The sequence below is a fragment of the Candidatus Cloacimonadota bacterium genome, assembly GCA_016932035.1.
GTDB lineage: Bacteria > Cloacimonadota > Cloacimonadia > JGIOTU-2 > JGIOTU-2 > Celaenobacter.
The window spans coordinates 1-26,232 of sequence record JAFGDR010000021.1 but is presented as its reverse complement, the minus strand read 5'-3'; the positions used below and the strand labels follow the sequence as shown (position 1 = coordinate 26,232).

The 26,232-nt window shown below is 38.9% G+C and carries 22 protein-coding genes and 1 pseudogene; 15 read left to right on the top strand and 8 right to left on the bottom strand.

Features of this window, described 5'->3' with window-relative positions; translation table 11 throughout:
- The first annotated feature begins 141 nt into the window (after nucleotides 1-141).
- The 12 genes and pseudogenes from JW794_03075 (at nucleotide 142) to JW794_03020 (ending at nucleotide 10,791) form a co-directional block, all read left to right on the top strand.
- On the top strand, nucleotides 142-411 hold the full coding sequence (locus JW794_03075) for a hypothetical protein (GenBank protein ID MBN2017105.1): 270 nt from the start codon (nucleotides 142-144) through the stop codon (nucleotides 409-411).
- Between the two features lie 3 nt (nucleotides 412-414).
- Nucleotides 415-645 (top strand): annotated as a pseudogene (locus JW794_03070) (GNAT family N-acetyltransferase).
- Nucleotides 646-879: 234 nt separating this feature from the next.
- Nucleotides 880-1,845, top strand: a complete 966-nt coding sequence (gene dusB, locus JW794_03065) for a tRNA dihydrouridine synthase DusB (GenBank protein ID MBN2017104.1) — start codon at nucleotides 880-882, stop codon at nucleotides 1,843-1,845.
- A complete protein-coding gene (locus tag JW794_03060) occupies nucleotides 1,838-2,719 on the top strand; it encodes a hypothetical protein (protein ID MBN2017103.1) in 882 nt (293 codons plus the stop codon). Before dusB ends, JW794_03060 begins: the two co-directional genes overlap by 8 nt.
- Nucleotides 2,719-3,612, top strand: a complete 894-nt coding sequence (locus JW794_03055) for a hypothetical protein (protein ID MBN2017102.1) — start codon at nucleotides 2,719-2,721, stop codon at nucleotides 3,610-3,612. The genes JW794_03060 and JW794_03055 overlap by 1 nt, the downstream gene beginning before the upstream one ends.
- Before the next feature lie 14 nt (nucleotides 3,613-3,626).
- Complete coding sequence (gene tsaD, locus JW794_03050) at nucleotides 3,627-4,643, top strand: tRNA (adenosine(37)-N6)-threonylcarbamoyltransferase complex transferase subunit TsaD (protein ID MBN2017101.1); 1,017 nt, start codon at nucleotides 3,627-3,629, stop codon at nucleotides 4,641-4,643.
- Nucleotides 4,640-5,758: a glycosyltransferase gene (locus JW794_03045; GenBank protein ID MBN2017100.1), complete on the top strand. Its 1,119-nt coding sequence runs from the start codon at nucleotides 4,640-4,642 to the stop codon at nucleotides 5,756-5,758. The genes tsaD and JW794_03045 overlap by 4 nt, the downstream gene beginning before the upstream one ends.
- A 185-nt stretch (nucleotides 5,759-5,943) precedes the next feature.
- Complete coding sequence (locus JW794_03040) at nucleotides 5,944-6,720, top strand: MBL fold metallo-hydrolase (GenBank protein ID MBN2017099.1); 777 nt, start codon at nucleotides 5,944-5,946, stop codon at nucleotides 6,718-6,720.
- Complete coding sequence (locus JW794_03035; GenBank protein MBN2017098.1) at nucleotides 6,721-7,671, top strand: calcium/sodium antiporter; 951 nt, start codon at nucleotides 6,721-6,723, stop codon at nucleotides 7,669-7,671.
- Nucleotides 7,672-7,734: 63 nt separating this feature from the next.
- Complete coding sequence (locus JW794_03030) at nucleotides 7,735-8,916, top strand: electron transfer flavoprotein subunit alpha (GenBank protein MBN2017097.1); 1,182 nt, start codon at nucleotides 7,735-7,737, stop codon at nucleotides 8,914-8,916.
- A gap of 28 nt (nucleotides 8,917-8,944) precedes the next feature.
- A complete protein-coding gene (locus JW794_03025; GenBank protein MBN2017096.1) occupies nucleotides 8,945-10,159 on the top strand; it encodes an amidohydrolase family protein in 1,215 nt (404 codons plus the stop codon).
- Entirely contained in the window at nucleotides 10,159-10,791 is a 633-nt protein-coding gene (locus tag JW794_03020; protein MBN2017095.1) for a radical SAM protein, read from the top strand. Before JW794_03025 ends, JW794_03020 begins: the two co-directional genes overlap by 1 nt.
- A 124-nt stretch (nucleotides 10,792-10,915) precedes the next feature.
- On the opposite strand, the gene guaB is transcribed toward JW794_03020, so the two are convergent.
- Both guaB and JW794_03010 read right to left on the bottom strand, forming a co-directional pair.
- The gene (gene guaB, locus JW794_03015) at nucleotides 10,916-12,388 is read right to left on the bottom strand and encodes an IMP dehydrogenase (protein ID MBN2017094.1); all 1,473 of its coding nucleotides are present in this window, start codon (nucleotides 12,386-12,388) and stop codon (nucleotides 10,916-10,918) included.
- An 18-nt stretch (nucleotides 12,389-12,406) separates the two neighbouring features.
- A complete protein-coding gene (locus JW794_03010; GenBank protein MBN2017093.1) occupies nucleotides 12,407-14,062 on the bottom strand; it encodes a nucleoside kinase in 1,656 nt (551 codons plus the stop codon).
- 173 nt (nucleotides 14,063-14,235) lie between these two features.
- Here JW794_03010 and JW794_03005 point away from each other — a divergent pair, with 173 nt between their 5' ends.
- From JW794_03005 to JW794_02995, 3 genes are read left to right on the top strand one after another with little or no spacing between them, the layout of a single operon-like run.
- Complete coding sequence (locus tag JW794_03005; protein MBN2017092.1) at nucleotides 14,236-15,786, top strand: nucleotide sugar dehydrogenase; 1,551 nt, start codon at nucleotides 14,236-14,238, stop codon at nucleotides 15,784-15,786.
- Nucleotides 15,787-15,804: 18 nt separating this feature from the next.
- On the top strand, nucleotides 15,805-17,874 hold the full coding sequence (locus JW794_03000; GenBank protein ID MBN2017091.1) for an FAD-dependent oxidoreductase: 2,070 nt from the start codon (nucleotides 15,805-15,807) through the stop codon (nucleotides 17,872-17,874).
- Nucleotides 17,875-17,880: 6 nt separating this feature from the next.
- On the top strand, nucleotides 17,881-19,032 hold the full coding sequence (locus JW794_02995; protein MBN2017090.1) for an FAD-binding oxidoreductase: 1,152 nt from the start codon (nucleotides 17,881-17,883) through the stop codon (nucleotides 19,030-19,032).
- Nucleotides 19,033-19,252: 220 nt separating this feature from the next.
- Here the strand turns inward: JW794_02995 and JW794_02990 are convergent, their stop codons facing one another.
- The 6 genes from JW794_02990 to JW794_02965 form a co-directional block, all read right to left on the bottom strand.
- Nucleotides 19,253-20,995: a T9SS type A sorting domain-containing protein gene (locus JW794_02990; protein MBN2017089.1), complete on the bottom strand. Its 1,743-nt coding sequence runs from the start codon at nucleotides 20,993-20,995 to the stop codon at nucleotides 19,253-19,255.
- 8 nt (nucleotides 20,996-21,003) lie between these two features.
- The gene (locus JW794_02985; protein ID MBN2017088.1) at nucleotides 21,004-21,741 is read right to left on the bottom strand and encodes an NTP transferase domain-containing protein; all 738 of its coding nucleotides are present in this window, start codon (nucleotides 21,739-21,741) and stop codon (nucleotides 21,004-21,006) included.
- A 14-nt stretch (nucleotides 21,742-21,755) separates the two neighbouring features.
- On the bottom strand, nucleotides 21,756-23,078 hold the full coding sequence (locus JW794_02980) for an inositol-3-phosphate synthase (GenBank protein MBN2017087.1): 1,323 nt from the start codon (nucleotides 23,076-23,078) through the stop codon (nucleotides 21,756-21,758).
- Between the two features lie 77 nt (nucleotides 23,079-23,155).
- Nucleotides 23,156-24,277 (bottom strand): CDP-glycerol glycerophosphotransferase family protein, encoded by a 1,122-nt coding sequence (locus JW794_02975; GenBank protein ID MBN2017086.1) that lies wholly within the window; start codon nucleotides 24,275-24,277, stop codon nucleotides 23,156-23,158.
- Nucleotides 24,261-25,286, bottom strand: a complete 1,026-nt coding sequence (waaF, locus tag JW794_02970; protein MBN2017085.1) for a lipopolysaccharide heptosyltransferase II — start codon at nucleotides 25,284-25,286, stop codon at nucleotides 24,261-24,263. The genes JW794_02975 and waaF overlap by 17 nt, the downstream gene beginning before the upstream one ends.
- On the bottom strand, nucleotides 25,283-26,232 hold a 950-nt coding region (locus tag JW794_02965; protein MBN2017084.1), incomplete at its 5' end, for a glycosyltransferase family 1 protein. The genes JW794_02965 and waaF, both read right to left, overlap by 4 nt.

Here is a 26,232-nt window from a genome sequence, read left to right as displayed (position 1 = left end):
AGGGGCAAGCGGAAGGACACTAAAGTTTATAAAAAAATTAATATATAGAAGACAGAATTTGTGATTGCAATACGTTGAGCATTAAAGATATCAGACTGCTTTTTTGATTTCTATTTTTTTTGGTTCTATAAAAGGAGTACAATGAACATCCGTCCTGCAAACCTTAAGGACACATACACCTTAGCAACACTCCATATTGATTCATGGAAAAGTGCATATAAAGGTCTTGTTCCTGATGAATTTCTTGCTCAACTGGACTATACAATGAGAGCAGATCGTTTTCGTGAGTCTCTTAAACAAAGTAGAGAAGAAACATATGTGGCAGAAATTGATGGAGAGCTTGTTGGTTTTCTGATCTTGGGTTTATGCCGCGATGAAGATCTTGATCATAACGTTTATGGGGAGATATAGGGAATTTACCTTGCGCATGAACACTGGCGAAAGGGAATTGGTAGATCTCTTTGCAGATTTGGTGAGAATCTCCTGAAAGAACGCGGTTTCGATTCTGTCGTTCTCTGGGTTTTTGCAGGGAATCCTCGTGCACGTAGATTTTATGAAGCGATGGGATACCAACCCGATGGTGCTTCGAAGATACTCAATCCCGGCAAATCGCTCGAGGCTGTACGATACAGAAAGGAATTATAAACCACCCGACTCTATCCCTAATACTCGAGATTCCGCCGTAGCAAGAGAAAAACACGGAGATACACAAAATAAAGCGAGATTTGATTTGCAATGAAGTGTGAATCGTGGATCGTATTGAATGCATACGTAATTTTGACATTTTAACTTTGACATTTCAATCGATGTTAGACATTAAGATTTAGAAATGTAAATTAGTTGCCACAATTTCTGCATCGTTTACCTTATTGATATACCATGAAATCACAAGAACTTTTCGAAAAAAAACTATGGCTCGCACCACTTGCAGGATATACGGATTATGTCTATCGCAAGTTATGCAAAAGATTCGGCGCGGATGTCGTCCTTTCCGAGATGATCAGCGCTGATGCATTGATTCACGAAAATAAGAAAACAGAAAAACTTGCTGAATTCGATGCAAATGACCGACCGATCGGATTGCAGGTCTTCAGCAACACCGCATATAAAATCGTACAAGGTATCAATATCTTACAAAAGTACCACCCGAATTTCTTTGATATCAATATGGGATGTCCCATAAAAAAAGTTGTGAAGAATGGTTCTGGATCGGCACTCCTGAAAAATCCTAAAGAGATTGCAGGTATTGTTCGAGAAACAAAAAAGCTCATGAAAGATTTTCCATTCACTGTCAAGATCAGGATCGGTTGGAATTCCGATGAGCATTTTGATGAAATCGTGAAGATCATAGAACATGAAGGTGCATCAGCCCTTACCGTACATGCTCGTACCCGCTCCCAGATGTTCTCGGGAAAAAGTGATTGGCATTACATTGCACGCGCCAAGGAACTGGTCTCGATCCCAATTATCGGGAATGGCGATATCCTCACACCTGAAAATGCCATACGAATGTTCGCAGAAACCAGCTGCGATTCAATAATGATCGGACGCGGTGCACTTGGGAATCCATGGCTTTTTTCTCAGATCAAGAGTATCCTTAAGGGTCATGAAATTGTCTATTCCAACTATGAGGACAGACTCAATATCATGAAAGAACACTTTGAACGAAGTGTTGCATTTTATGGTGAATCCACCGCCATAAAGTTGTTTAGAAAATTTGTTCCTTTCTACACAAAAGGGATGACCGGATCATCGCATCTACGCGACCTGTTCAATCATCTTACTACAAAAAACAAGATTATTGACGTGATTAATTCGTTCAAGCAGAGTGTAATAAATGGATAATCATATTAAATCAAAGCTCCTCGAAGCAGAGCATCATGCCAAAAAAAACTGGCTTCTCTCAGAAGAAATTCTGGAGAAACTTATAATAGATTATCCTGAAACTTTTAAAGCTTACGAAATGCTGTATCTGATCTACATGAAGAATCGGATGTTCAAGAAAGCTGAGAAGATCATCATGAGAGGACTTGGCCAATTCCCGGAACATGACCAGCTTTACTTCCTCATGGGAAATGTGTATCTCACCCAGAAAGGCAAAGCACAAAAAGCGCTTGAATGGTATTCCAAGATTGAGGTCGAAACACCTGAAATGCTCTTCAATAAATCAGTAGCCCTTGTTTATCTCAATAGAAGAAAAGAAGCGATATCATACTTTAAGGAGATCATGCCTTTTTTCAACAATCTGGTTTCATCATATACATTTCTTGTGGAACAGTATATTGCTCTCAAAGAATGGGATAATGCTATCTCTGTTTTATTGAGTGCAGAAAAGAACTTTCCAACAAATAAGGAGGTCAAACTTCTCCTCGGAAAGTGTTATGATAATAAAAAGAACTGGATTCAGGCATACGTTTACTATGATAAAGCCGAGAGGCTGGGTTATGACAGCGATGAGTTCTACAACACTTTTGCACGATGCTGTTACAATATGGGGGATATTGAAAAAGCGATACATAATTATAAGAATAGTATCCAAAAAAATATTTTTTATATAAAATCTTATATTGATTTGAGTAAGATCTATATTGCTGAAAAAGATTTCAACAGTGCGAAAAAATATCTGAGGATCGCACAGAAGATTGATCCGCTCAATATTTATATCACGCTTGCTTCTGAGCGTTTGAGGAGGATCTTTACCAAAGACGAGAAACCGTAATGAATAAAAAAATCATTATTTTTATACTTGCACTTCTACTTTCTGCGTTTATCTGGTTTGAAATCAATCTTGCCAAGGTTCAAAAGGTAGATGTACAGGTCCCTATCACTATTTCGAATGCGCCGTCAGCTCTCGTGCCGATAACCATCGAGCCTGAAGCGATCGATATTACAATAGAAGGAAAAGGACAGGATATCATGGCGTATAATCTTAAGAGATATGTCTATCATATCGATCTGAAGGATGTGCACTACGGCAAGAATTATCTGCCTATCGAATATGGACATCTGAGTGGCATCGAGGAGTATAATCTTACGATCGTTCGCAGACCGTCAATGAAAGATATCCTCATCGTTATGGATAATATGAACACAATGATCGTTCCCGTTGAACTTGCCTTTGCCAGCGAAGAGAGTGAGAAGTATTTTTTGGAAAATGAACTCGATATAAAACCGGAGGAAATACAGATAACCGGTCCACAATCGATCATTACGCAGATAGAAAATATTCTCACACTTCCTTATGATATAAATGTGCATGTCGAAGACCCGCAATTGAGTGTGATCCAACCCCAGGATCCTATGGTTTCGTACGAAACATATACCTTGGATATCTCAAAAATGGAGCCGAAGATCATACAGAAGACCCTATCTTTGATTCCTATTGATACTCCTGAGGGGGTTGAGATTTTTCCTTCTTCTGTGAGTATTAAAGTGTCTGGCGAACAGGAACTTGTAAGTATTCTTGAAGAGAAGGATATCTTTGCACAGGTTGAATTTTCAGATTCTGTTGCTGTTGATGATGATATTTATATAACCGTCGAGGTCCCTGAGGGTATCGATCTGATCGGGCAAACACCGACAAAAGTCCGCATCAAATCAATTCCAAAATAATTCCCAAAATTCCTATGACCAAACCGCTTATTCTCGCTATTGAAACATCCTGTGACGATACTTCTGCTGCACTGGTCGATGGACATTGTAATGTGCTTTCAAATGTTATCTCATCTCAGGAAGAAGTACATTTAAAATATGGGGGAGTGGTTCCCGAACTTGCATCTCGTGAGCATATCCGCACATTGATCCCAATCGTTGAACTGGTTCTCGAAAAAGCACGTATAAAAATTAATGACATCGATGCAATAGCCGTTTCGGCAAATCCCGGACTGATCGGTTCTTTGCTGGTGGGTGTTTCTTTTGCAAAAGGACTAGCATTTAGTCTAAAAAAGCCGCTTATCGCAGTGAATCATATTTTTGGTCATGTATTCGCAAATTTTTTGGAACATAAAGATATTGAATTTCCATTTCTGGCACTTATCGTTTCAGGTGGGCATACGGAATTAGTTATTTTTAATTCGTCGGTTGATTACGAAGTACTTGGGAAAACAGTTGATGATGCGGCAGGAGAAGCATTTGATAAGATAGGAAAATTGCTCGGATTGCCGTATCCAGGTGGTCCCCATGTCGATAACCTTGCCCAAGCAGGGCAGAGTGAGGTAATCGAATTTCCTCTTCCTATGCTCAAGCACGATACGTTTGATTTCAGTTTCAGTGGATTGAAAACAGCAGGCATGCTCTACCTCAAAGAAAAAGGTGAATTGGCAGGAGAGGAATTGCATGATTTTGCTGCGAGTTTTCAGCATGCAATTGTTGAGGTTCTCTTTCAGAAGACGATACGCGCCTTGGAAGAAAATGGATTAACATCGCTTCTCCTCGCAGGCGGTGTTGCCGCTAACTCAGCATTGAGGAAGAAGTTCAATGAGTATTGCAATGACCATCATATTAAATTGCACTATCCTTCAGCATTGTTTTGCACTGATAATGCTGCTATGATCGGGGCTGCTGCACAGTTTAAATATAAAAACAAGAAATTTGCTTCACTCGATCTCAATGCATCGGCAGTAAAGGGTATGAAATTTTTATGATATTTATATACATTTTATATGCTCTAACTGCTCTATACTGCCTTTTCCTTGCTTTTCTGATCATCGGCACGTTCAGATTGAAAAAGAAACAAGTTTCGGATGAAATTGCACAAATTTCTGTCATCGTCGCAGCACGCAATGAAGAAGAGCATCTTAACTCATTAGTCGACAGCCTTCTTGCGCAGGAATATCCAAACGATAAATATGAAATAATTATAGTAAATGATCGATCGACCGATACCACTTTGAAATTACTTCAAGAGTTGGCGCACTCAAATCCTCAGATCAAATATATTTCAGTAGGGGATGAGGAATCGGACTTGATTGGTAAGAAGAGAGCGCTAACACAAGGGATTGAAGCCGCGCTGGGAGAGATCCTCCTTTTTACAGATGCGGATTGCAGACCTGGTAAATACTGGATTCGATCGATGAATGAGACGTTCTCAAGGGGATTCGATGCCGTGGTTGGTTATTCACCTTTACGATCAAAAAGCACATCATTAGGAAAGAAAATCCTCTCTTTGATGAAAAAGCTGGAACGCCTTGCTATGTTTGCATTCTCAGCAGGTAGTATCGGGTGGAACTGGGGTATTACAGCAACCGGCAGGAACTTTGCTTATAAACGAAGTGTTTTTAACGAGTTACATGGTTTTGACGGAATTGGGCATATCCCGTCAGGGGATGACGATTTATTCTTACAGAAGATAAGCAAAAGTAGGAAGTATACAATAGGATTTGCAACTAAACAGGATAGTTTTGTGCCATCAGTTGAAAAAAAAACAGGCACGCAAACGTTCCAACAGGAGAAACGGCGTGGTTCAAAATGGAGATATTACCCCACTCTAATTAAGATAATTTCTCTCATAGCATTTACGTATCTTTTACTGCTTATTGTATGTTTTGTTTTAGTATGCACTGGTACCATTCCGTGGAAGGTATTTTTCATTTCCTTTATCACTAAAAGTGTATTCGATCTGCTCATCATTCTTCGGGGTGCAGTTATGTTCCATGATTTCCTTCCTTTGATCGCATTCCCATTTGTGGAAATTCTTTATGCTCCATATTTCATCCTGTTTGGACTGCTGGGCACGTTCAGTAAGTATAAGTGGAAGTGATGGAGTGATACATTGTGAATTGAGAGTTTAGGTAAGTAGTAGATCTATGTTTTTTCTCTATGTTCTCTTCTCGCAATAGTGGAATGTAATGGAGACGTATGATTTAATATATTCTTTAACCTTACGCCGAACCACAATTTTTATTGACAATCCGTCCTATATACGGGAATTCATCTCTCAATATTATGAAAGTACGAGTTATAGCAAGCGGCAGCAAAGGAAATTGCATCCTGGTCTCAGGACAGGAATCGGCAATTTTGGTGGATGCAGGATTGAGCTTGAAGCGCTTAAAAGAGAAACTTTTCGACTTTGATTTTCCGCTTGAAAACATCAAAGCGCTTGTCATTTCGCACGAACATTCAGATCATATCAAAGGTGCCGGACCGATCGTGCGCAGTCTCGGCATTCCCTTATATATTAATGAGAGTACGTATAATGCTGGTGCATATAAACTTGGTAATATTAAAGAAGTAAAAATTTTTGATAATGGTACACGTTTTACCATGAGTGAGTTTCTTATCGAGCCGTTTTCAGTTCCCCATGACAGCGCAGATACATCCTGTTTCCTGATCTCCGAAAGAGGTAATTCAGCAAAACTGGCAGTCCTAACTGATCTTGGGTATCCGACATCGCTGGTCAAAGAAAAGATGAAAACGCCAAGCACTATCATTCTTGAAAGTAATCATGATATCGATATGCTGGTAAACGGACCCTATGCATGGTATCTGAAGCAGCGCGTAAAAGGTAAGCATGGACATCTCTCGAATATGCAGGCATCAGAGTTGATCGATGAAGTTATGCATGACGGGCTCAAAAATATCATACTTGCACATCTCAGCGAGATTAATAATGTGCCAGATCTCGCAATCGAGTCGATGCGATCATTCCTGAAATCCCGAAATGCAAGCTGCAACCTATATGTTGCCGGGCAACATCAATCCACCGATTGGATAGAGGTTTAGATGATACCCTACATTCTGCTTGTCGTCTCATTCGTTCTTCTAGCAAAAGGAGCTGACCTTTTTATCGAAGGAGCATCGAACATTGCTCAATATCTTAAGGTATCACCGCTTTTTGTCGGATTGACCATTGCTGCGATCGGTACGAGTGCACCCGAAGCAGCTGTCAGCATAAAGGCATCACTCGTAGGTGTTAACGGTATTGCTTTCGGAAATGTTGTGGGAAGCAATATTGCGAACATTTGTCTGGCAATCGGTATTGCGGCTCTGATAAAACCCCTTTACTTCGAGAGCAGCACGATCAGGAAAGAAAATCCGTTCATGATATTTATTACTGTCCTCATGCTGTTTTTTGTCGTGAACTTCTCATCTCATAAAACAGGATTTGTCACAGTATCCAGACTCGAAGGGATCATATTTTTACTTCTGTTTATCGGTTTTCTGTATTATCTATATCGAATGGCAAAAGTTGATCGCAAAGAGAAAAAATATGAGGATTCTGGAAAAAGGACATCTCTTTCGAAAGATATAGCAATTACGATTTTTGGAGGTGCTGCTATCGCTTTCGGCGGTCATCTTGCAGTGGAAAATGCAACGAGGATTTCTGCAATGTGGGGAGTAAGCGATAAGGTGATTGGTATGTCACTCGTTGCGCTTGGAACATCTATTCCGGAGATTGTCACGTCGATTGTTGCTGTGATGAAGGGCAAGGTCTCGATTGCGATCGGTAACATTGTTGGAAGTAATATTTTTAATATACTCTTTGTGCTTGGAATTGCATCGGCCATCAAACCGATCGTTCTCCAGTCCGATGTCATCATAGATGTTGCGGTATGTCTGTTTGTTTCACTGCTTTTCTTTGCTTCATCCCGCTTATTTAAAAGCGTTAAGCGTATACAGGGCTTGATCTTCATAGCGATTTATGGAATATACATTTTTTTTCTTTTCAAATAAAATCATAGAACCGAGTAACTTGACGAAAAATATACTATTCTCAAATTTCTGGGTGGAGGTACTTTGATCAAAGTAATTCAAGAAAAATGTATCGGGTGCAGTAAGTGCATACCTATATGTCCTTATCAAGCGATAACGCTCGTTGATAAAAAGGCTGCTATAAACCTGGACACCTGTACACTGTGCGGTGCCTGCGTGCCTGAATGTCTGGTCGATGCAATCATCATTGAAAAAGAGCAGGAACAGGTTCAAAATCTAGCAGACTATTCCGGTGTCATGGTCTATGCTGAGCAGAAAAATGGAATAGTCATGCCAATAGCTTTTGAGATTCTCAGTAAAGCCCGGGAGCTGGCAGATGATCTTGGTAATGATGTGACAGCTGTTCTTCTTGGAAATAACTTTGACAAACAATCCGAAGAGCTTATTCATTTTGGTGCAGATAAAGTGATCGTCGTGGATGACGCATTTCTTGAAAATTTTCTCGATGAACCATATACGCAAGCAATGTCTTATGTTGTGAACAAATATAAACCAGAAATCGTTCTGAGTGGTGCCACTGCTATTGGACGCTCATTCATACCGAGACTTGCTGTCGAACTGCATACTGGTCTTACTGCTGACTGTACTGATCTGAATATAGACCCAGAAACAAAAGAATTGGTTCAAACCCGTCCTGCATTTGGTGGTAACATCATGGCTGAGATCAGAACATCGAATTACCGTCCTCAAATGGCAACGGTTCGACATAAAGTTTTTGATCCCCTTCCCAAAGATGAAAAAAGAATTGGTGATGTCATTCAGGAAAAAGTTACTTTTGATAACACTAAATTCTTGTCAAAATTTCTTTCATATATAAAAGATGAAACCCAAAGTGTGAAGATTACCGATGCCGATATAATCGTGACTGGTGGACGCGGTATAAAATGTGCTGAGAATTTTACTTTGATCAAACAGCTTGCATCTGTACTAGGTGCTGCAGTTGGTGCATCAAGAGCAGCAGTCGATTCAGGATGGATAGAGTATTCTCATCAGGTCGGGCAAACCGGAAAAACTGTCAAGCCGAAGATTTATATAGCTTGTGGTGTATCCGGTGCAATCCAGCATCTTGTGGGTATGCAGTCCTCTGATATTATCATTGCGATCAATAAAGACAAAGATGCACCGATTTTCAAGGTTGCAGATGTCGGGATCGTCGGTGATCTTTTCGAGGTGATACCTCAGCTGGTCAAGCAGCTTTCAAAATAATATTTTATATGATATAAAGTTGGTAACAATGGAATTTACGAATGTTTTAGTTGTGAAAAATGCCAGAGAGTATGGTACTGGAAATGTATGTATAACAAACGGAAAATTTTCCGACAAGTCATATGACAAAGTCCAGGCGGACTGCAAAGGTCTTGTTGCATATCCTTCTCTGATTAACATACACGACCATCTTGTGGGCAATTGGGTTCCTAAAGGAGCACCAAGCAGACCCTATAAAAACACAAGCGTTTGGGTTGAAGAACTTAATGATTCAGAACCGGTAAAAGAAAGAGATAAATATCTTAAATCACCGGTTGGTCATCTCCTTGAAGAGCCTGGAATCGATCTTGCAATGCTTGGTGTTTATAAAAACATTTTCTCGGGAGTGACGATTGTGCAGGATCACGTTCCGCGCCAGAAAGATGAATATTATCAAGCTTTCCCAATTAAAATTTTATCTGATTACCAGCAGGGGCACTCCATCAATGGAAAAAATTGGTGGGGAGGTGATGAACTCGCAGAAGAGATGAAAAAGACTAAAGGAAAGGTCCCTTTTATCATTCATCTAGCAGAAGGCAGTGACGATCTTGCCCGAAGCGAGTTTGTAGGACTTGTTGATCAGGGGCTTCTCAAGAAAAATTCGATCCTGGTACACTGCACAGCTCTCACGACTGAACAATTCAAAATGGTAAAAGAGATTGGAGCGAGTATTGCCTGGTGTCCAAACTCGAATATCTATCTGCTTGGCACGACATTGGATATTGATACTGTTTTGAGACTCGGGATCAACATTTGCCTTGGAACGGACTCTACCCTTTCGGGAAGCACAAACCTGCTTAAAGAGATCATATATACAAAACAAAATTTCCCTGAAATCTCAGATAAGATGTTATTTAAGATGGTTACTGAGAATCCTGCAAAAGCGCTTATGCTCGATTCCTATCATGGTATGATCGAAGAGGATTCGGATGCAAATCTACTCCTGACAAAGATGAACAAAAAAGATCCCTATGAAAATCTAGTATCACTGACAATGTGTGATATAGAATTGCTTATGTATGTCGGGAAACCGATCTTTGGTAAGGTCGAATACCTGAAATATTTTGCTTGGGATGCCAAGGATTATTATCTCTTCGAATGCAACGATGACAAGATGTTCGTTACAGGGCATCCAGAAGAGATATTGAAGAAAATCGAGAAAAAATTAGGATATAAAAAGCATTTTGATTATATGCCCTTTTAATGGAACTATCTGAAATTTTTTGTAGTTTGCAAGGGGAGTCCTCATATGTTGGACTCCCTTATGTTTTTGTGCGACTTGCAGGATGTAATCTCCGATGCTCATACTGCGATACTAAGTATGCGTATGAATCTGAATTGACACTATCAGTAGAAGAAATCATAAAAGAAATTGAGAAATATCATCCGGTGAAGCTTGTGGAAATTACTGGTGGAGAGCCACTTCTTCAAAGCGAGACTATTGAGCTCATAAAGCTTTTGATAAAAAAAAAGTATAAAGTCTTGCTGGAAACCAACAACTCGATTTCATTGGAGAATGTACCAAAGCAAGTTATTAAGATCGTTGATTTCAAGACTCCATCCAGCGGCATGAGTAATAGGATGTTGTGGGATAATATAAAGTATTTCAATGAAAAGGATGAACTCAAATTCGTGGTCGCAGACAGGCAGGATTTTGAATGGGGGATTCATGTTATTGAGAAGTATAACCTGCATAGGTTTCAATTACTGTTTTCTCCCGTATTTGATAAACTCGATGTGACTAAGTTAGCCGATTGGATTCTTGAAACAAAACTGTCGATTAGGCTGAATGTTCAGTTGCATAAGCTTTTGTGGGAGGATAATCGGGGGAAATAGATTGTTATGTCAGCGATTCACACTTCGTTGAGAACCACTTCTTAGATACTGGACTTAAATCGTCCTGATTTATCGGGATGATTCGAGAACAGCACGCTTCTTCACTCCTTCCTCTATTATTTAATTATCTCTGATAATTCGGTGCTTCCTTTGTTATCGAGACGTCGTGGGGATGACTCTCTTTTAAAGAAGCAGCTGTAATTTTGGTGAATTTTGTATTACTTCTCATTTGCTCAATATTCGATGCACCACAGTATCCCATTCCTGCTCTTAACCCTCCAAGTAATTGAAATATATAATCTGAAAGAGGCCCTTTATATTCGACCCGTCCTTCAATTCCTTCAGCAACGAGTTTTATGCTTTCTGTAGGATCATTTGTTTTAACATCATCCTGAAAATACCTATCCTTGCTTCCTGCTTTCATTGCGCCGATCGAACCCATGCCTCGATAAGTTTTGTAACGTCTTCCCTCATAGATCACATCTTCGCCCGGGCTTTCATCTGTTCCGGCAAACAATGAGCCGATCATAACGACATGAGCACCTGCAGCAATTGCTTTGGCTATATCACCGGAATATTTTATACCGCCGTCAGCAATAATAGGAACTTCATTTTGTGTAGCGTGTGCGCATTCCATAATTGCTGTAAGCTGTGGCACTCCTACTCCTGCAATTACTCGTGTCGTGCAGATCGATCCAGGACCGATCCCGACTTTCACTGCATCCATACCGCATTTTATGATATCACGTGTGGCATCTGCAGTAGCAACGTTTCCTGCAATAATTGTTAATGCGGGAAATGCGACTCGTATTTTTTTCATCGCATCAAGAGCTTTGGTGCTATGACCATGAGCAGTGTCAACAACTATGACATCGACACCAGCTTTTATCAGTTCAGAAGCACGTTCGAGGTAATCTCCAGCAACACCGATTGCTGCACCTGCAAGAAGCCGTCCATCATCATCTTTGGCAGCATTCGGAAATTTAATGCTCTTCATTATATCTTTAACCGTGATCAAACCTTTCAATGAGAAGTTGTCATCAACCAGGAGGAGTTTTTCGATGCGGTGCTTATGAAGAAGAGCTTTTGCGTCATCTAATGAGATACCTTCTCGTGCAGTAATGAGATTCTTTGAGGTCATCAACCCGGACACTTTTTTAGACATGTCATTCTCAAACATCATATCTCTATTTGTAATGATGCCGACAAGTTTTTGGCCTTTAGTAATAGGGATTCCCGCGATATTATGATCCTGCATAAGATCCTGTACATCCTGCAAACGGGCATCTGGACTCAATGTTATAGGATTCTGTATGATCACACTTTCAGAACGTTTTACCTTTTGAACAAGCACTGCTTGCTGCTCGATCGTCAGGTTTTTATGAATGACACCGAGCCCGCCTTCTTTTGCCATTGCAATTGCCATTTTTGCTTCGGTCACGGTATCCATTGCAGCACTGATGATAGGAATATTAAGGGAGATTTTTTTTGTAAGTTTTGTTTTCAATTCAACTTCTTTAGGCAGCACTTTTGACTTGCCCGGAACGAGGAGTACATCGTCAAAAGTAAAACTCTCGTGTAATATTTTTTCTTTCATTATAGATCCTAATATTTCCTAATAATCGAAATCGCTGCCTTTTATGAATTCACGTAAAATAGAATTTCTCGGTATTGTTATTTCGGGAATAGTTACAAAAAAAGATAACAGATTTATCAGTCTCTGAGCTTCAGAGTACTGCTCACTTTCCTGAGTGATCTTCATCAGTTCAGGTATCGCAATTCGTTTCAGAACACCAAGTTCATATACAAGTGCAGAATTGAACATCACATCAGCTTCTTCCTGGAATGAGAAAACAAACTTTCTCTCACCTGCACGAATTGAGTCCCATCTTTTTATGGTCTGCTCGGCATCATAACCACGGAAAAACGTATCTCTTACAATTCTTCGAATAATACGTGTATCGGATGTTGAGATACGATTCAGGTTATCAAGGTTCAGTTGCGTGAGAGCACTTACATATATCTTATATTTGTTTTTTCGTTTAATGGATGGAGTAAGTGCATCGTTCAGACCATGAATGCCTTCAAGAAGTATAACCTGATCCTTGCCCATCTGGACTTTTGTGCCATGCTGTTCTCGTTTTCCGTCCCTGAAATTGTACTTTGGAACTTCGACCATTTTTCCAATGAGCAGCTGTTCGATATGATGATTGATTAGTTCTTTATCAAGCGCATTGATCGATTCAAAATCAAACTCACCGTGGTTATCCTTAGGCGTGATTTCTCGATCAAGGAAATAATTATCGAGGGAGATCAAAAGAGACGAGAGACCGATCACTTTTAATTGAATAGCAAGACGTTTTACAAATGTAGTTTTCCCGGATGCTGATGGACCTGAGATGAGGACTACGAGTCCGGAATTTCTTTTTTCATGGATATCTTCAGCGATTTCAGCAATCTTTTTTTCATGTAATGCTTCTGAAATTTGTATGATCTCATTGATCTCGAAATTCTCAACTTTCCTGTTTAAGGAAGATACATATGAGAGATTGAGGATATTTCCCCAGCGTTCATATTCGGTAAAGATCTTAAGCAGGTTCGGAAGCGGACGAAAGACTCCGACCCTGTCTGGATAGTCAACAGTAGGAAAGCGAAGAATAAGACCGGGTGGGACATATCTCAAATCAAATAATTTACAATAGCCCGAGGAGGGAACGAGTGGTCCATTGAAAAAATCATAGAGCTCTGCATATTTATATATGAGGATATTTTTTCCTGGATAGTAGTCCAGCATCTTTGTCTTTATTTCATCATCCTGAAAATACTGATATGCTTGTCTGGTTGAAAGGTAGAGCGGTTCGAAAGGTTCATCTTCTTCGATAAGATGTTCCATTCTCTTTTGAACTTTTTCAACATCACTTTCTGTTAATAAAAACCTTGAATATGTTTCAATATAAAATCCATCACCAAGCGAGTGTTTTACTTGAATTTTTGGTCTCTCAAAAAGTTCGTGAACTGCTCTCATAAATATGAAAATAAGGGAGTTTTGATAGATGCGGAGACCTTCTCGTGTTCCAAGGTTGATGTACTCAACTTCGCAGTCTGAAGTAATCATATATTCCAAGGAACAGAGAATATTATCTACCTTAGCAGCAACAATTTGATGTTCTGACCGAATATATTCTTTTTTCATGAGTAAAAGAGGAGTTATCTCTTTATTACACGAGCATATTTTGCTCACGTTACCATTTTCTATAATTTTAATTTCCATAATAAAACCTTGAGCCCAATCATCAACCTTCTAAATCCTTGTCAAATTTTTCAACACCCGAATATGTATCAGTGAATTATACCCATGCACAGTGAAATTCTTGACACTGGAAAGAGCCCCTAAAAAAGAGAGATACATCCTCTTTTGTTAGGATGATTTTTTTAGGAGGATACATGTCAGTATCAGTTGCTCCAGATGGAACTGTTTATCAATTTCCAACTGAAGAAGAAAGTATTCAGGAATTAAAAACACTTCAATCAATATCTGAAGAAGAAAGAAAAAAGGGGAGAAAGATCGTTGTAGTTCAAGGTATGGGATTTGTCGGATCGGTCATGGCGGCTGTTGTAGCAGATGCCGAAGATGACAATGGTAACCCTTTATATTTTGTCCATGGTAATGATCTTGTTTCGAGACGGTCTTATTGGAAAATACCAGTTATAAACAGTGGTGTTCCGCCGGTGAGTGCAGCAGATCCCGAAATACCAAAGATATTCCCTCGCTGCGTAAAAGAAAAGAGAACATTACGTGCAACCTGGCATCCTGATGTTTTTAAATTTGCTGATATTGTTGTTGTCGATATACAGCTCGATGCCCAGAAACCGTTACTCGGAAAAGCTGAGGAAGGATACTGCGACTTGAATGCCTTCAAAAAGGGCATGAGGACAATTGGTAGAAGTATCAAACCGGAGTGTTTAATACTCATTGAAACAACAGTACCTCCCGGTACTTCAGAAAAAATCGTAAAACCGGTTATCGAAGAAGAGTTCACGAAACGGGGTATCGATGTAGAGACAACTCCTCCCATGATCGCTCATTCATACGAACGTGTTATGCCCGGTTCCAGGTATGTGAGTTCGATCAGAAATTATTGGAGAACTTTTTCCGGGATTAACAAAAAAGCAGCTGATCTTGCTGAAGAATTCCTGAGGAATGTACTTGATACGGAGCATTATCCAATCTGCAGGTTAAGTCATACTAATGCCTCTGAGATGGCAAAAGTGCTTGAAAATTCATACCGAGCAACGAATATTGCCCTCATGTTCGAATGGGCAAAATTTGCAGAGAGTATTGGGGTTAATCTTTTTGATGTGATTCAATCGATAAAAGTGAGACAGGGTACACACGATAACATGCTGCGTCCGAGTCTGGGAGTTGGCGGATACTGCCTTACAAAAGATCCTGTACTTGCAAACTGGGCTGCGGAAGCACTTTTTGGACTGGAAGAAAAACTTCCTATGGCTGTCGGTGCGGTCAATATTAATGATCTTATGCCTTTACATACGCTTGAAATTATCGAGAAAGCATGCCCAAATTTACAGGATAAACGAATCGCAATTCTTGGTGTATCCTATTTACAAAATGTAGCAGATACAAGGCATTCTCCGTCGAAGTTGCTCTGGGAACATCTAATGGAAAAAGATGCGATCATTTCTGTACACGACCCGCTTGTGGAAGTCTGGCCTGAACTGGGTGATATGCGAGTTGAGAAGGATTTACAAAAAACACTTAATGATGCTGATATTGTTGTCTTTGCAGTAGGTCATAAAGCATATAAAGCACTAGAGCCAAAAGAAGTAGTTGCAATGTGTGGACGGAAGCCGCTGATCGTTGATTGCTCGAATTTCTTAACTGATGAGAAGATCGCCCAATATCTCAAGATGGGTTGCAGAGTCATCGGTGTCGGTAAAGGGCATATTGAAGAGCTTAACAAGTCACTACAATAATGAACTTCGGATAATAAAATGGAAGACCAGTTTCGAATCAAAGAACATCCAATTCTTGATGTAAAGGTTAAGAAGAAAGTACCATTCTATTGGAATGACCGGAAGATATTTGCCCAAGAGGGTGAGATGATCGCTTCAGCTTTATTTGCAAACGGTGTGCATATCTTCGGTCATCATATTAAAGATAGCAGTCCGCAGGGGATCTTTTGTGCGAATGGACAATGCGCTCAATGTACGGTAATCGCTAATGGCATACCGGTGAAATCATGTATGACACCTGTAATCGAGAACATGATCGTACAAAGTTGTGAAGGATTGCCGGAGCTTCCTGAAGTACATGAACATCCTACATTCGAACCGATCAAAGAATATGAAACAGATGTCCTGATCATTGGGGGGGGACCATCTGGACTTTCAGCTGCAATAGAGCTGTCAAAACAAGAAATTCCACTTATTTTAGTTGATGACAAGTCTGAACTCGGCGGGAAGCTTGTTCTTCAAACGCATAAATTTTTTGGATCAATAAAAGATTGCTATGCTGGAACAAGAGGTATCGATATTGCAAAAATTCTTTCTGATGACCTTTTACAATTCGATTCTGCAACGGTCTGGACGAATAGTACGGTGTTATATGTTTTCAGCGACCAGAAAGTCGGTATTCTTAAAGAAAACTCATATATTTTAGTGAAACCGAAGATCGTTCTAAATGCGGCAGGTGCTCGGGAAAAAATGCTTGTTTTTCCAGGCAACACACTTCCCGGAGTGTATGGTGCAGGTGCATTTCAAACACTTGTGAATCGGGATCTTGTTCTTCCATCACAAAGGATTTTTATTATCGGAGGTGGGAATGTTGGACTCATAGCCGGCTATCATGCTCTTCAAGCAGGTATAGATGTGGTCGGTCTTGCTGAAGCGCTTTGCGAATGCGGAGGATATAAAGTACATAAAGACAAACTCCATCGTTTAGGTGTACCGATTTATACATCTCATACAATTCTATCTGCAAATGGTTTAAATGAGGTTGAATCGATAACGATCGCAGAAGTGGATAAGGAGTTCAATCCAATTTTAGGAACTGAGAAAACAATCGATTGTGATACGATTCTGATTGCAGTTGGCTTAAATCCCATCGATGAATTCCATAGGGAAGCAAAAGAAGCTGGGATGTCTGTATTTTCAACGGGAGATGCCTATGAGATAGCCGAAGCTTCATCTGCAATGTTCAACGGGAAGATAACTGGTATCAAAATTGCTCAAGCTTTAGGAGTATCTAAAGAGGAAATCCCTGAAGAATGGAATGAAAAAGCAGAAATCTTGAAGAGTCCTCCTCAGCGAACATTACCATATAAACTACCTGAATACAAAGAAGGAGTATTTCCTGTTTTTCACTGTGTTCAAGAGATTCCGTGTAATCCTTGTACATCAGTATGCCCCTTGGATCAAATTAAAATTAAAGATGATAGCCTGCTTGGACTCCCTATGTTTGAGGGTAAATGCACAGGATGCATGCAGTGCCTATCTATCTGTCCTGCACTAGCTATTACATTGGTCGACTTTAGAAAAGATTCTAACTTTCCGACCGTTTCAATTCCATATGAAGTTGGTAATCATCCTATTGAACCCGGGCTATCTATTTATGTTGTAGATATAGATGGTAAATTGCTTGATGAATTGATCGTTTTAAAAGTTCGTGATACAAAAACAAAAACTCAGATTGTACAGGCAAAAGCTCCTCATCATATCGCGAAGAAAATTGCCGGTCTACGCATCCAAGCTTCACATGTATCAGCAGCTTGGGAAAGTCCCCTTATTGATACAATCGATGATTCAACAATCGTATGCAGATGTGAACGAGTGACAGCTGGTGAAATAAGGAAATGGATACGAAGAGGTATTACTGATATGAACCAACTCAAGCAGTTGACCCGTGCCGGAATGGGTGCCTGCGGCGGAAAAACTTGTGAGTCATTGTTATTGCGGATGTACAGGGAGGAGGGATTTGCCCTCGATGATATTACTTTTAACACTCGACGTCCGTTGTTTGTGGAAGTTCCGCTTCAAATCCTATCTGTTTTGAAGGAAAAGTAGGTGAGTATGAAAACTAATTTTGATGTGATTGTTATTGGTGCAGGTTCTGTAGGTGTTCCGATTGCTCTTTATCTTGCAGAAGAAAAATTTTCCGTACTCGTTATTGAAAGCCTGGCATCTCCGGGACAGGGACAGAATAAAAAAGCAATCGGTGGGATCAGGGCAACGCATTCTGATAAGGCAAAGATACATATTTCTTTGGAATCAATCGATGTTTTTTCAACCTGGAAAGAGAAATATGGTGATGACATTGAATGGCAATCTAATGGATATTCATTTCCTGCATATACCGATGAGCACGAGAATATGCTTAAGGAGCTGCTTAAAATTCAAAAAAGCTATGGACTGAATATAAACTGGATATCACCAAAAGAATTTCTTGAATTGGCTCCCGGTGTAAATCCTGAAGGATTAAGAGGTTCAACATTTTCACCTGAAGACGGAAGTGCATCTCCATACCTTTCGCTCAACTATTTTTATTTTAAAAGCTTGGAGTTTGGCTCATCATATATTTTTAATGAAGAAGTAACAGACATACATAAAGAAGTAAATGGGTATGTAGTTTCAACAAGCAGAGGAAATAGTTTTTCTTGTAACTATATCATTAATGCAGCAGGAAATAATGCAAGGCAGATAGGAGAAATGGTTGGATTAGAAATTCCTGTTATCCCAGACAGCCATGAAGGTGGTATTACTGACGCAGTTCAACATTTTTTCCAACCAATGATCGTGGATCTTAGACCAGCTGAAAACTCCAAGAATTACTATTTCTATCAAAAAGCAGATGGGCAGGTTGTTTTTTGTATTACACCTGAACCACCAATTGTCGGCACAGACAGCAAGGCGACATCTATTTTCTTACCCCAAGTAACGAAAAGAATGCTGGATCTATTTCCACGACTTAAGAATCTCAAGGTCAGAAGAACATGGCGAGGTCAATATCCTGCAACCCCAGATGGATTTCCAATCCTCGGAACTACAAAATTAGATGGATTTTATCTTGCGGTTGGCATGTGCGGACAAGGTTTTATGCTTGGACCGGGCATTGGAAAATTGTTCGCCCGATTACTTACAAACCGTCTCTCTAATGATGATAAAGATAATTTGGAATCATTGAATTTATATAGAAATTTTGGTGCTGAAGAGCAGTTCAAATAAACGCCTTTTTTAGAGCAAAAAATGTGCCTAAATTCCTTCGTGCAAAAAGGGGTTTTTCTCCTAACTTACTACTGTTCAAGAAGTTCTAATTTGCTCTGATTATAAAAGATTATACACCTTTCTCAGATATATCGAAAATTCATAACCAGCAGTATATAAGCTAATTAGTAAAACAGAGAAGGCATAAAAAAGAGTTATCCACAAGTTGTGCACAAAAAATTTATCTAATAATTGCGAGCTTTATCGTCGCTTTTGCGTTTCCTGCATCGAGTAGACAAAAATAGATGCCCGAAGAGACATTTTTGGGGATGTAATCGACCTTGATTGTCGAACCAATTGAATCATCTATGTTGATGGTATCAACATGTTCTCCTCCAAGATTGTAGATGATAATCTTTGCATCAGTTAAATCCTTAGCTGAGATAATGAATGTTCCTTGGGTATGGTCATTTACGTTTAATGGATTTGGGTAAAAAGAAAATAGAAAATTTGATGAAATAAGATGTTCTTTAATTGTTGAGGTTTCATTTGCAAATTCATCTATTGCACGAAGTTTGAATTCATAATCTCCAGGAGCAAATTGCTGCGAGAAACTTGTCGCATGTGTGATAGAGGAATCCTGTATTTGAACAAAACCTGTATCCGTTTCTGTTTTATAAAATAACTGGTAAGAAAGATCTGTTGAGGCGACAACTTCCCAGGAAAAATTAACTAACTCGCTTGCCGAGGATACAGAAAAATTGATGATTACTGGATTATAATCGTAATAATCCATGTTATAACTAAGAAACCGTTCCCATTTTGTATCAATATTAAACTGCAAAGGATAGTAATTCTGCCAATTGAAGGAGTTTTGTGTTTTGGGAAAATAGACGCTCATTCTGCCAAGTTCTGGATATATGACATCATTGTAGAGAGCACTATGCAAGATCGTCATCGAGTCGATTAATGAAGCAATCTCTGCAGCATCATCCTGCATTTGTTTGCTTTGTAATGAGGTTTCATTAAGAAAATCCCATATGTCGACAGTCTCTGTATTTATCTGGAAGCAATTATTACGAGTAATGTGATATACATCTCGATAGAGTGAATCCGAATATATATCTGTAAATTGCCTTAATCTCTGGAGGTAGAAATCATACTGAGTCACATCAATTGCTGAAAAAGAAATCGTAGAGCCGTTTTGACAGTTCGTTGTATATGAATTGATATATCTGTATACTAATTCTGCTGACAGTGTAATTGGCGAGCATAATGGATTTTCTGAGAGATAATTGAATAGACCATATTGTGAGCATGCTGTGCCTGCTGTCGCGCCATACAGGATCCCGTCAACAGGAACAGATAATTCGGATGCTGCTACAATGTCACAATACTCATAGAATTCAGTTATCACCTCTGTGGTCTGCATTGAGCACGCATCAAAAACGAGTATATCTATATGATGATCTATTGATGAAATTGCTTCCCGCAATTCACCATTTGCTACTCCCATCCGATCATTAAAGGAGTTGTCATAACAAACAGATTTAACTTGCTCATCATCTTTATACCATCCGTTGCCATGATCCCATATGATAAGCATCTTTTTTGTTGAAGGGGCATAAGAAAATCCCCAGTTGGCATAATCAGCAAGCGTTTGAGGATCGGCAGAATTTATTTCTCCAAGATCATCTATAAGAAGCGAACCTATTGAGTCGGGATTGTTGTCATGACGGATGAGATATCTTCGGCTGGTCGAGAAATAAGGCGGGTAATTGGGATCATCGAGAGGATCGATTTGAATAAGAAACTGAACAGAATCACTTTCCTCGACAGCCTCCATCTCATTCACATCTTTAAATGACTGCTGACTTAGACTATTATCTGCAGCTATATAAACAAGAACAGTCCATTCGTTTTCAGCAAAAAGATGTAGTGAAATAAAGATAAAAGCTAAAAAAAATATAATTTTTTTAATCATCAATGATGTCATGATATATTAAGAATTTCCTCGAGTAATCTTTCCTGATTGAGCATTTCAGGAGTATCTATATCCAACCAGCGTTTATCTCCAATATCAATTCCTATCATTTTATGATTTTTACTAAGCACATTACAAGCATCCGAGAGTGAATCATTTCCGGACGTGATCGCATTCCCAAGCGTTGAAAAAAATGAATATTGAAATTTGAAGATGCCGGTATCGATCGCATCGAAATTGTTGAGTTGTTTACTGAATCTATTAATCCGGTAAACTGAATCTTTTAGATGTGTGCATTGAAGCTTCATGCCGTCATCAATATCCGGTATTGATTCGATTTTTCGGTCGATTGCAAGCAGTGCTTCATTGTCATGAATAGCAAAATCAATTACATCATCGAGTATTTCTAATTGAAAAATATGATCGCTCATCATAAGTAAGAATGTATCTGAAGGCTTTAGTGCTATTTTTGAACAGAGTACAGAAATACCATTTGCCTTTTTCCAATTAGGATTATGCACAAAAGTAATGTTTTCAGCAAACGGTGATTGCACAAGATAATCTTTTATAAGATTGCCCTTAAAACCAGTTGCAATAACAATCTCGGAGATTCCACGAAATAATAACTTCTGCAGAATATCATCAATAATCCGTTTTCCCAAAACCTCAAGAAGAGTTTTGGGAATGCCGTGATGGTAATCTTGTAACCGGCTACCACATCCTGCGGCTATGATCACCGCTTTCATAACTATATTATCTTCTACTTTGCTTCAGGAGCATTATTATAATAGTAATCAAGTCCAAGATGGGTGATCATCTCTTCACCCATAATATAGCGGAGTGTGTTTTTCAGTTTTGCAAGCTGAACAAAAAGATCATGTTCCGGATAAAGAGTTGGAAGATGCATCGGACTTTTGAAGTAGAAGGAAAGCCATTCCTGAATACCTGAGAAACCAACGCGTTTTGCAAGATCCATGAACAAGACGAGATCAAGGACGATTGGAGCAGCGAGAATACTGTCTTTACATAAAAAATCGATCTTGATCTGCATTGGATATCCCAGCCATCCAAAGATGTCGATGTTATCCCAGCCTTCTTTATTATCTCCACGGGGAGGATAGTAATTGATTCTAACTTTATGATAAAGATCACCGTAAAGTTCGGGATTCATTTCCGGTTGAAGGATCGAGTCAAGAACTCCGAGCTTACTCACTTCCTTTGTTTTAAAAGATTCAGGATCATCGAGGACTTCACCGTCTCTGTTGCCTAAAATGTTCGTTGAGAACCATCCATTAACACCAATAACACGTGATCTTAATCCAGGTGCAACGATCGTCTTCATCAAAGTTTGCCCTGTTTTAAAATCTTTTCCGGCAATTGGCAGGTTTTGGATCTTTGCCAGTTCCAATATTGCAGGAATATCAACAGTAAGGTTTGGTGCTCCGTTTGCAAAAGGAATACCAGATTTAAGGGCTGCATACGCATAGATCATACTTGGCGAGATCGCATCATTATTTTCTTTAAGACCTTGTTCAAAGTTTGCCAGGGATTCATGTACATCCTGTTGTTCGATATATATTTCAGTCGATGCGCACCAAACCATTACAATATCTGTCAGATTATTTGCATTTCTGAAATTCTTGATATCATCCATGAGCATCTGGGCGAGTTTATATTTTGTATCTGCTTGTTTTATATGGGTGCCATCAAGTTTCTTTACATACTTTTTATCAAAAACAGCTTTCATCGGTTTAACTGCCATGAGTTCATCTTTGACAAGTTCAATATGATCATTACTCAGAACCCGTGCTTTTTTAGCGGTATCATATGCTGAATCCTCAAAAATATCCCAGCCACCAATAATAAGATCTTCAATGTTTGCCAAAGGTAAAAAATCTTTGATAAGCGGAGAGCGTTTCTCCGTTCTTTTTCCCAAACGGATCGTGCCCATTTGTGTTAAACTGCCGATTGGTTTTGAATAACCTTTTTTGATGAGTTCGAGTCCTCCAATAAATGTCGTCCCGATTGCACCGAGGCCAGGTATCAAAACCCCTAATTTAGATGATTTTTCTTGTATATTCATTATATTCTCCTATAAAATCAATTAAACAATTAAATTTGTTAAGTCCTTATTTCTCCGTCAATTTTAATAGCACAAAATTAAGAATTATAAGGAATGTTTTCATGACCTCCTTCATAATAAAGTTCCTCCATTTTCTTAACAAACCTCTCAGTTGCTTTTCCGTCTAATTTGTAAAAATAGCGATCTCGATATATATCTGCGTGTTTAATCATCTCTTCAGTTGGATGGATACTTTTCTCGATCGCATGCGTTATCTGATTGCTTGAATCGATATGACTAAAGGCATTTTTCAAAAATTCACGATTATCGATTTCAAGGAGAGCTTCCCCATCAGAATGACTGAGTTTATCACAGGGAAGATCATAGATGATACCGAATTTACTGAATGCAAGAAAATCAAATACTGTACTCGACGCTTCGCTTAATACGGTATCTGCCAACGCATAATAGGGAACAATATTCAATTCTGAGAAAGGAAGCAGTACAGCGTGAGGATGTTTTTTAACTCTTCGCTCATACATACGATGTTGTTTGTGAGGTGCATATTTTCCCATCCAGCTGTAGGGATGTAATTTTATGATAAGATTATATTCTTTTGTCTGCTCAAAGATATCATCCTTGATATCATACATACAGGTAGGTTTATAGGTAGGAGCAAATAAAACAGTCTTTTTGTTTTGATCTAATCCCCATTGATCAAGAAGCTCCTTTTTATTATCATATTTACCTTGAAATGCATAATCAAGTTTTGGTAGTCCAATGAGATACACCTCGTTTTTTCCAAGTGATGGTGAACTCAATAATGAATCGACTCGGTGCTGTCCTTCAACAAATATGAGATATTTATCATCAGGTACACGAGCAAGATTGCGGTATAAAATATTTTTTATTCCTGTTCCATGATTCAGGAAAATGAGCATGGTCTTTCCATAATCTTTAGAGTTACGTAATGTATCTCCAGAAATAACAATATCAAATCCACGAGTCTCATGAGTAAACCTGTATCCCAGTTTTTTCCATTCATCGATTATCTTATTTCTATAAGGGATATCGAAGAACAGATATCGTTTTTTTTCCATATCCAGCGAGAACCAGATATCATATTTCGGATCGCTTAAAAGATATTCTATAACAGGATCAAACGCAGCTTTATGATAGGCATAACCGATCCTGAAAAGGAGTTTAATCTTTTCTTTCATTTTGATCTTTCCTGTTATTGAGGTGAGTGAGTACTTCTTTTAAGATCTGATCTGGATTGATATTTCTCATGCACATGTGATGCACAAGTGGACATTTATTTCCTCCATGACTGCCACAAGGACGGCATGGAAGGTCAACCTCGAAAACATGATCATTCTTTCTGTAAGGATAATATCCAAAATCTTTAACTGTTGGACCAAAAATAGCAAAGACGTCTGTTTCCATTGCATTAGCAATATGTAGCGCTCCGCAGTCATTACTGATAAGTAGGTCACATTTTTTCAGAACTGCTGCTGATTCCAGAACCGTGGTGTTACCTGCAACAGTAATTGCATTGCTCGGGGGCATTATCCTTTCGCAAAGTTCTTTTTCTTGGGGACTGCCTATCAGCACGATAGAAAAGCCGGCTTCAACGAGCTTTTGTGCGAGTTGTCTATAATATGTTTCCGGCCATCTTTTTGTATACCATACCGAGCCCGGAGCAAAAGCGATCTTCTTTTTAACAGGATCAAGTTCGGAAAGTAAGCTATCTGCTTTTTTAAAATCCTCTGCATCAGGAAATAGTTCTGTCTGGATATCAAATCTATCATCTGAAAATTGATTAAGAAAATCAAGGTTTTTCTCTATCCTATGAACACCTTTTTTGAATGGAATTTTGTGAGTGAGGAGTACTGAAGATAACCATCGATCGAATCCTATCCGTTTTTTTATATGGGAGAAAAAGACGAGGAAGGACGTTGTCATCGAACTATGCGGTAGCAGAGCAAGGTCATATTGATTTTTTCTGAGTTTTGATAATGTCTTAATGAAGTTAATGATCTTATGCTTTCTTTTATCAAAGATAAGTATCTCGTTGATGTGCGGATTTTGCCTCAGTACTTCCTGTGTTTGGGGTATGACAAGAACATCGATTTTGCTGTCAGGAAATAGTTTTTTCGTTCCCTTTATCAGGGGAGTGATAAGAACGACATCACCTAAAAATGCAGTGTGAATAATGAGTATTTTCATAGTATGATATTTTTATTAAGCTGTTCTGCATCCCGAATCATCTGCTCCACCTTATTGATGTATGTATGATTTTTAAGAACGTATTCCCTTCCTTGCTCAGCGATTTGTTTTCTTTCGTCTTCATGATGAAGATAGTAATCGATCAAACTGATTGCTTCTTCTGGAGATCTGAAATAAACAAGATGCTTTTTATCTTGATATAATTGATCAACTCCTGGAGTATATTGGGCAAGAAGAAATCCACCAAAACCAAGGGTGAGCGGTATCCTATTTGAAAAATTACCATCAACATCCAAACAGAAGTCAAATGATTTTATATCAAGAACGATTTTTGATCCGGCACATACATTAGCATAATTTTCTTTAAATATTCGGGGATGACTTGTAAAGTTTTTACTCGACCATCGTGCTCCGAACACATGCAGATCGAAATGAGAACCTATTTTATTAAGCAAATCTTCTCTCATCATAGAATCAGAGATGTTATTATTACCGATGAAACTCACATTATATATATAATGTTCAGTTGTTGGATGATAATCTGTTATGCATGCCTGTGTGAGATACTTTGCATTTGCGCTTTGATCTTTTAGGTGGTGTATTTGTCCTTTATTAGTGATGTAAAACAAATCAACTCTTTTAGCCCTATCAATGAGTTTTTTCTCGATAGGGATCCTGAGATCATAATACCACAAAATTGTTGTACATCTTTTCTTCACCCATTCCATATCTTTCAATGAAATTTTATTAGCCTTGGAATAAAAAACAAAATCTGGCTTGTAAACTACAACGATCAACTTAAAAATAACATGAGTTAAGGCAAAGAGGAGTGAGTATATTTTTGCTTCATGAAAAACCAGAACGGAATGTCCTAAATGTTCAAAAGCTTTCATGATATAATAATCTGTCCTAAAAACTCTCTTTCCCGGTCCTACCAATAAAACTT

Bases quoted from the DNA above. Each gene is read 5' to 3' on its own strand.
- JW794_03075 (MBN2017105.1), top strand. From the start codon at position 142: ATGAACATCCGTCCTGCAAACCTTAAGGACACATACACCTTAGCAACA.
- dusB (MBN2017104.1), top strand. From the start codon at position 880: ATGAAATCACAAGAACTTTTCGAAAAAAAACTATGGCTCGCACCACTT.
- JW794_03060 (MBN2017103.1), top strand. From the start codon at position 1,838: ATGGATAATCATATTAAATCAAAGCTCCTCGAAGCAGAGCATCATGCC.
- JW794_03055 (MBN2017102.1), top strand. From the start codon at position 2,719: ATGAATAAAAAAATCATTATTTTTATACTTGCACTTCTACTTTCTGCG.
- tsaD (MBN2017101.1), top strand. From the start codon at position 3,627: ATGACCAAACCGCTTATTCTCGCTATTGAAACATCCTGTGACGATACT.
- JW794_03045 (MBN2017100.1), top strand. From the start codon at position 4,640: ATGATATTTATATACATTTTATATGCTCTAACTGCTCTATACTGCCTT.
- JW794_03040 (MBN2017099.1), top strand. From the start codon at position 5,944: ATGAAAGTACGAGTTATAGCAAGCGGCAGCAAAGGAAATTGCATCCTG.
- JW794_03035 (MBN2017098.1), top strand. From the start codon at position 6,721: ATGATACCCTACATTCTGCTTGTCGTCTCATTCGTTCTTCTAGCAAAA.
- JW794_03025 (MBN2017096.1), top strand. From the start codon at position 8,945: ATGGAATTTACGAATGTTTTAGTTGTGAAAAATGCCAGAGAGTATGGT.
- JW794_03020 (MBN2017095.1), top strand. From the start codon at position 10,159: ATGGAACTATCTGAAATTTTTTGTAGTTTGCAAGGGGAGTCCTCATAT.
- guaB (MBN2017094.1), bottom strand. From the start codon at position 12,388: ATGAAAGAAAAAATATTACACGAGAGTTTTACTTTTGACGATGTACTC.
- JW794_03010 (MBN2017093.1), bottom strand. From the start codon at position 14,062: ATGGAAATTAAAATTATAGAAAATGGTAACGTGAGCAAAATATGCTCG.
- JW794_03005 (MBN2017092.1), top strand. From the start codon at position 14,236: ATGTCAGTATCAGTTGCTCCAGATGGAACTGTTTATCAATTTCCAACT.
- JW794_03000 (MBN2017091.1), top strand. From the start codon at position 15,805: ATGGAAGACCAGTTTCGAATCAAAGAACATCCAATTCTTGATGTAAAG.
- JW794_02995 (MBN2017090.1), top strand. From the start codon at position 17,881: ATGAAAACTAATTTTGATGTGATTGTTATTGGTGCAGGTTCTGTAGGT.
- JW794_02990 (MBN2017089.1), bottom strand. From the start codon at position 20,995: ATGATTAAAAAAATTATATTTTTTTTAGCTTTTATCTTTATTTCACTA.
- JW794_02985 (MBN2017088.1), bottom strand. From the start codon at position 21,741: ATGAAAGCGGTGATCATAGCCGCAGGATGTGGTAGCCGGTTACAAGAT.
- JW794_02980 (MBN2017087.1), bottom strand. From the start codon at position 23,078: ATGAATATACAAGAAAAATCATCTAAATTAGGGGTTTTGATACCTGGC.
- JW794_02975 (MBN2017086.1), bottom strand. From the start codon at position 24,277: ATGAAAGAAAAGATTAAACTCCTTTTCAGGATCGGTTATGCCTATCAT.
- waaF (MBN2017085.1), bottom strand. From the start codon at position 25,286: ATGAAAATACTCATTATTCACACTGCATTTTTAGGTGATGTCGTTCTT.